Genomic DNA, 6,945 nt, shown 5'->3' with positions numbered 1-6,945 from the left:
CGCCCGGTACGACGCCACCGGCACGAACATCACCTTCCGGGTCCACTCCGTGGCCGCCACCCGGATCGCGGTCCACCTCTACGCCAGTCCCACCGGCGCGGCGGAACGGGCCAGCTACGTGCTGACCGAGGAGAGCACCGACCTGTTCAGCCGGACGGTGAGTGTGGCCACCCTGCGCGACACGTACGGCATCACCGGCACCGTCTGGTACGGCTACCGGGCCTGGGGACCGAACTGGCCGTACCACGCGTCCTGGACACCGGGCTCGTCGGCCGGCTTCGTCAGCGACGTCGACTCCGCCGGGAACCGGTTCAACCCCAACAAGCTCCTCGTCGACCCGTACGCCCGGGAGATCAGCCACGACCCGCTGCGCCCCGGGATGACCGACCGCACCGTCTACGCCTCCGGTCCGACGTACCGCGACCGGGACAGCGGCCCGCACGCGCCCAAGGGTGCCGTGCTCACCACGCCCACCGCGGACGTCGGCACCCGCCCGGCCCGGGCGCTCAAGGACGACATCGTGTACGAGGTGCACGTCCGTGGCCTCACCATGAACGACCCGGCGGTGCCGGCCGCCTACCGGGGCACCTACCGGGGCGCCGCGCTGAAGGCCGCATACCTGGCCTCGCTCGGGGTGACCGCGGTGGAGTTCCTGCCGGTGCAGGAGACCCAGAACGACACCAACGACGTCGACCCGACCGGCACCGCCGGGGACAACTACTGGGGCTACATGACCCTGAACTGGTTCGCCCCGGACCGCCGGTACGCCTACGACCGCACCCCCGGCGGGCCGACCCGCGAGTTCCAGCAGATGGTGAAGGCGTTCCACGACGCGGGCATCAAGGTCCTGCTGGACGTGGTCTACAACCACACCGGGGAGGACGGCGAGTACGACGGCGGCCGGTACGACATCTGGTCCTGGCGCGGGCTGGACAACCCCAGCTACTACTCGCTGACCGCCGACCGGCAACGCTCCTGGGACAACACCGGGGTCGGCGGCAACTACAACACCTACCACCCGGCGGCCCAGGACCTGATCGTCGACTCGCTGGCGTACTGGAAGGACACCCTCGGGGTGGACGGCTTCCGGCACGACCTGGCGTCGGTCCTCGGCAACACCTGCCAGCACGGCTGCTTCGCCTTCAGCCGGACCGACCCGGGTACCGCGTTGAACCGGATCACCCGGGAGATGGCCCCCCGACCGGCCGGCGGCGGCGCCGGGGTGGACTGGATCGCCGAGCCGTGGGCCCTCGGCACCGGCACCTACCAGGTCGGCAACTTCCCGGCCGGCTGGTCGGAGTGGAACGGCCAGTACCGCGACACGCTGCGCCGCGACCAGAACAAGCTCGGCGTCGACCCGGTCACCCCGGGCCTGCTCGCCACCCGGTTCGCCGGCTCCTCCGACCTGTACGGCGACGACGGGCGCCGACCGTGGAACTCGGTCAACTTCGTGGTCGCCCACGACGGGTTCACCCTGCGCGACCTGTACGCCTGCAACGGCAAGAACAACACCCAGCCGTGGCCGTACGGGCCGAGCGACGGCGGCAGCGACGACAACATCTCCTGGGACCAGGGTGGGATCGCGGCCGACCAGCGCCGGGCGGCGCGCACCGGGCAGGCCCTCCTGCTGCTCTCCGCCGGCACCCCGATGATCACCGGCGGCGACGAGTACCTGCGCGGGCTACGCTGCAACAACAACCCGTACAACCTGGACTCGTCGGCGAACTGGCTGGGCTGGAGCCCCGACACCGACCAGCAGAACTACCACACCTTCACCGCCCGGCTGGCGGCGTTCCGCCGCGCCCACCCGGCCCTGCGCCCGGTCGACTTCTACCGGGACACCGACGGCAACGGCAACGGGCTGCCCCAACTGTCCTGGCACACCCCGGCCGGTACCGCCCCGGACGCCGGCTACTGGGGCAACGCCGGAAACCACGCCCTGGCCTGGCGGATCGACGGTACCGAGTTCGGTGACCCGGCCGCCGCCCTCTACGTCGGGTACAACGGCTGGTCCGGAGACGTGAACTTCGTGCTGCCCGCACCGCCGGCCGGGAAGCAGTGGTACCGGGTCACCGACACCTCGAACTGGGCCGAGGGGGCCAACCAGGTCGCCGCCCCGGGCACCGAGGCGCCGATCGGCGGTCAGGGCACCGGCTACCTGCTCCGCCCCCGCGCCGTCCTCCTCCTCGTCGCCCGCTAGCCAGGTAAGGATGGCCGGACAGCGCAGCCCTTACCGGAGGAAACACCATTAGCCGGATAAGCCACCCCTAGTCGGATGAAACAGCCCTAGCCGGACGGCGCGGTGGTCGACGGTGCGCAGGACGCGGGCAGTGACCAACGGTTCGGCGCGGGGACAAGGTACCGACCTCGTTCCCGGGCCCGTGCCCCGTCCGCCCGGCCGGCGTCGCGTGGATCACCCCCGGAACTGTCGTGCTGGCCTCCCGTCCGGGGGTACGGGAAGCCGGTCGACGGGTACCACCCCCGGTGGGCATGGACGGAACTGCGGAAACGTGACCGGAACCCGGTGCCCGACAACCCGGTGCCCCACGACGAGGAACGAGGAGTGCAATGGCCGGCAGTGCGATTCCCGACGTCCCGCTCAACGACGGAAACACCATCCCGCAGCTCGGCTTCGGGGTCTACCAGGTCGAACCGAGGGACACCGTGGCCGCCGTACGCAAGGCGTTGGAGGTCGGTTACCGGCACGTCGACACCGCCCAGATGTACGGCAACGAGGCCGAGGTCGGCGAAGCGGTACGGACCTCCGGACTCGACCGGTCCGAGGTCTTCATCACCAGCAAACTCAACAACGGGTACCACCGGCCGGAGGACGCCCGGCGCGCCTTCGAGTCCACGCTGACCGCGCTGGGATCGGACTACGTCGACCTGTTCCTGATCCACTGGCCGCTGCCCACCCGGTACGACGGCGACTTCGTCTCGACCTGGCGCACGCTGGAGGAGTTCCAGCGGGACGGGCGGGCCCGGTCGGTCGGCGTGTCGAACTTCCAGGTGGCCCATCTGGAGCGACTGGCCACCGAGACGGAGACGGTACCGGCGGTCAACCAGATCGAGGTGCACCCGTACTTCGGCAACGAGGAGGTCCGGGCGTACGGCCACAGGCACGGCATCCCGACCGAGGCGTGGTCGCCGATCGCACAGGGCAGGGTACTCGGCGACCCCACCATCGTGGACATCGCCGAGCAGGTGGGCCGTACCCAGGCCCAGGTCGTGCTCCGCTGGCACGTCCAGCGCGGCGACATCGTCTTCCCGAAGTCGAACACGCCGGAGCGGATCGAGGAGAACTTCCGGATCTTCGACTTCGAACTGGACGACACGGCGATGGAACGGATCACCAACCTGGACCGGGGCGGGGCCGGTCGGCAGGGCCCGAATCCGGACACCTTCGACTACGTACCCGACTGAGGGTGTTAGGAAGGGGCCCTTCCTATACCGGAAACGATAAGAAGGGGCCCTTCCTTACACGCCTGCGGTCAGGTCGATGCGCCAGTCGTGGGAACGCATCAGTCGTCCCTTCGGGAACTCGAAGTCGGTCTCACCGACCAGTTCGAAGCCGGTGCGACGGCAGACCGCGTTCGACGCCGGATTGTCCACCGAGGGAAAGGCGTGGGCCCACCGGTGGATCCGCCGGGTACGGGCCGCGTCGAGCGCCGCCCGCACCGCGGCGGTGGCCAGCCCTCTGCCCTGGTACGGCGGGAGGATCGCCCAGCCCAGCTCGTAGATCGTCTCGTCGTGCCAGACCTTCTCGAAGTACCCGACACTGCCCACCTTCTCCACAATCCCAGCCCCGTGTGCGTCGTCGCCGACGGCTGGGGTGGGTCCGGGCAGCAGGACGACCCGGTACATGCAGCCCTGGCCGGTGGCTGAGAAGCCGACGTACCGTTCGTGCCGGGCGAGCACCTGGTCGGCGGTCTCCGGTCCGCCGAGGTGCCGCTTCATCTCCGGGATGTTGATCCGGCGCAGCAGGTCGAGGTCGTCGGGGCACCAGGGGTCGATGCGGACCGGCGGCCGGCTGATGCTGCCACCGTCGATCCCGCCCTGATCCATGCCTGCGGAGCCGATGCGCACAGAGCGACCCTAGCCATCCGGGACCGCCGACGACGCGCAGTTGTAGCTAACTTTCCTTGACCGAATAGGATGCTGTAGCTAACTTTCAGGGGTCGGATCTGGGCTGACCCGGGAGGCATCCCCTTGGAACGCAGAACCTTCCTCACCGGTGCCGGGGCGGTCACCGCCGGCGCGCTCGCCACCACCGCCGTCGGCGCGCCCGCCCTCGCCGCCCCGCCCGGCAGCGTCCCCGACCCGGAGCCGGGGGTGCGGCGGGTCGGGACCGGCCTGGACGCACTGGTCCGCACCGACTTCGCCGAGCTGCGTGGGCAACGGGTCGGGGTGATCTCCAACCCGACCGGGGTGGACTCCGCGTATCGGCACCTGGTCGACCTGATGCACGGCTCCGGCAGCGTGCAGGTGGTCGCCGCCTTCGGTCCGGAGCACGGTTTCCGGGGGTCGGCGCAGGCCGGCGGCAGCGAGGGCACGGGAGTCGACGCCCGCACCGGCATCACGGTGTACGACGCGTACGGCGCCACCCAGGCCAGGTGGGAGTCGATGTACACCCGGTCCGGGGTGGAGACCGTGGTCTTCGACATCCAGGACGTGGGTGCCCGTTTCTACACCTACATCTGGACGATGTACACCTCGATGGTCGCCGCGGCCCGGGTCGGCCTGCGCTACGTCGTCCTCGACCGGCCGAACCCGGTCGGCGGTCGGGCGTACGGGCCGATGATGACCCCGGGCTACACCTCGGGCGTCGGGTTGAAGGAGATCGTCCAGCAGCACGGCATGACCGTCGGCGAGCTGGCCCGGTTCTTCAACGCCGAATTCCTGTCCGCCGACGCGGGCGGCCCGGTCGAACTGCACGTGGTGCAGTGCCGGAACTGGAAACGCGATCTGCTGGCCGCCGACACCGACCTACCGTGGGTGCTGCCCAGCCCGAACATGCCCACCCCCGACACCGCCCTGGTCTACCCGGGCACCTGCCTGTTCGAGGGGGTCGCCTCGATCACCGAGGGACGCGGCACCTGCCGCCCGTTCGAACTGATCGGCGGGTTGGCTACCGAGTTCGACTACCACTGGGGGGATCGGCTCAACGCCCGCGACCTGCCGGGCGTGGAGTTCCGGGAGGCGTACTTCTCACCGACCGCCGCCGGGCAGAAGCCGGCCCTGCTCAACAAGCTCTGCGCGGGCGTCGAGGTGAAGATCGTCGACCGGTCCGCCTTCGACCCGATCCGGACGGCCGTCGCCATGCTGGTGGAGGCCCGGAAGTACCCGGCGTTCGCCTGGCGGCAGGACGCCTGGGACACCGTCCGGCCGTACTGGATCGACAAGCTCACCGGGTCGCCCCGGCTGCGCACGATGATCGACGCGGGGGCGGACGTGGCCGACGTGGTCGGCGCCTGGTCCGACGAGTTGGCGGCGTTCGACCGGCAGCGCCAGCCGTACCTGCTCTACTGACCGGTCCCGGGTGGGCGGGGCCGCTCGGCCCGGTCCGGGTGGGCGGGGCCGCTCGGCGCCGCCCACCCGGACCGGGCCGGTCAGAACCGGACGAACTCGAGGGTCAACTCCCGCACCCCGGTGCCCCGGGTGACCGCCACCCAGTCGTCGCCCGCCCCGGCGAGCCAACTGGGAAAACGGCCGAGTTGCTTCCCACTGTCGACCTCGTGGACCAGCACGAACGGGCGGTCGCCGGTGGCGCCGCTGACCGCGACCAGGCCGCCGGTCACCGCCGACGCCCAGCTCGCCGAGGTGCCGGGCAGCCCGGTGTCGGGTACCGTCCAGCGCTCCCGGCCGGACTCGACGTCGAGCAGCCGGAACGGTCCCTGGTCGGCGAACTGCCGGACCAGCAGCGCGGTCCCGTACCCGTCGATCGGAGCGCCCGGTCCGTCGGCGGTCCAGACGGTGTCCCCGGTGGCCAGGTCGACCAGCTGCGGCCGGCCGCCCTCGGTGACCGCGGCCACCCGGGAACCGGTACCGATCAGGGCCGCGCCGTTCTCCCGGTCGGCCAACGTCTTCGCGCACTCGTTGTCGGCGCGCCGACCACTGTAGATTGCCCCGGACCAGCGGGCGGCACCGTCGGCGGCGGCCACCCCGGTGACCGTCACCGTGCACCGCCGGTCGCCCCGGGGCGGGTCGTGGTCGGTAGAGACGAGCACGTCGCCGACCACGAACGCGTACCAGCCGCGCACGCCGATGCGCCCCTTCAGCGGTCGGCCCGTCCGGGTGTCGACCGCCCCGAACGGCGCGCCGCGGTCGCCGATACCGGCGAGCAGGTACTTCCCGGAGGCCGGCGCGACGGGTTCCCGGGTGCCGATCCGATCGTCCCGGACCCCGCTGACCGTGGCGGGCAGCGTCCACCGGACGGCCCCGTCCGCCAACGCCCGCGCCTCGACGACACAACCCGGCTGCTCCGCCTCCCGCCGGACCGCGCAGTCGTCGGCGTACACCGCCTCCTGCCGGACGACGTGCCGCCAGCCCGGCCGGTCGTCGCGCCAGCGGGTCGCGCCGGTCGCCGGATCGACCACCTCCAGCGGGCCGTCCGTGGTCTGCTGGGCGACCAGACCGCCGGCCACGCTGATCCTGTACTCCCCGGTGACGTCCCGCCGCCACCGCTCCCGACCCGTGGTCAGGTCGAGGCCGAGCAGCGTCCCCTCGTCGGTGACCACCACCACGTCACCCAGCACGGCGACCTGGTGCCCGCCGGTGGCCACCTGGACGGTCCAGGCGGCGGCCGGCCCCTCGCGGGACACCCCGCCCAGCCACGGATCCTGGTCCGGTGGAGCCAGACCGTCGCAGGCACCGACCCCTGCCATCAGGGTCAACCCGGTCACCATCACGGCCACCCGGCGCCACCGGAACACCCCCGTCATGAGC

The 6,945-nt window shown here is 71.5% G+C and carries 5 protein-coding genes; 3 read left to right on the top strand and 2 right to left on the bottom strand.

The window, feature by feature from the left end; genetic code table 11:
* The coding region (locus GSF22_RS28315; protein WP_208816802.1) for a glycogen debranching protein at positions 1 to 2,200 on the top strand (2,200 nt) is incomplete at its 5' end.
* Between the two features lie 368 nt (positions 2,201 to 2,568).
* Positions 2,569 to 3,423 (top strand): aldo/keto reductase, encoded by an 855-nt coding sequence (locus tag GSF22_RS28310; RefSeq protein ID WP_208816800.1) that lies wholly within the window; start codon positions 2,569 to 2,571, stop codon positions 3,421 to 3,423.
* 54 nt (positions 3,424 to 3,477) lie between these two features.
* On the opposite strand, the gene GSF22_RS28305 is transcribed toward GSF22_RS28310, so the two are convergent.
* Entirely contained in the window at positions 3,478 to 4,086 is a 609-nt protein-coding gene (locus GSF22_RS28305) for a GNAT family N-acetyltransferase (protein ID WP_307804400.1), read from the bottom strand.
* 123 nt (positions 4,087 to 4,209) lie between these two features.
* Between GSF22_RS28305 and GSF22_RS28300 the strand changes: the two genes are divergently transcribed.
* Positions 4,210 to 5,529 (top strand): exo-beta-N-acetylmuramidase NamZ family protein, encoded by a 1,320-nt coding sequence (locus tag GSF22_RS28300; RefSeq protein ID WP_244454282.1) that lies wholly within the window; start codon positions 4,210 to 4,212, stop codon positions 5,527 to 5,529.
* Positions 5,530 to 5,609: 80 nt separating this feature from the next.
* On the opposite strand, the gene GSF22_RS28295 is transcribed toward GSF22_RS28300, so the two are convergent.
* The coding region (locus GSF22_RS28295; protein WP_208816798.1) for an outer membrane protein assembly factor BamB family protein at positions 5,610 to 6,945 on the bottom strand (1,336 nt) is incomplete at its 5' end.

This window comes from Micromonospora echinofusca, assembly GCF_017614955.1.
GTDB lineage: Bacteria > Actinomycetota > Actinomycetes > Mycobacteriales > Micromonosporaceae > Micromonospora > Micromonospora echinofusca_A.
This window is presented reverse-complemented; position numbering and strand designations above follow the sequence as displayed.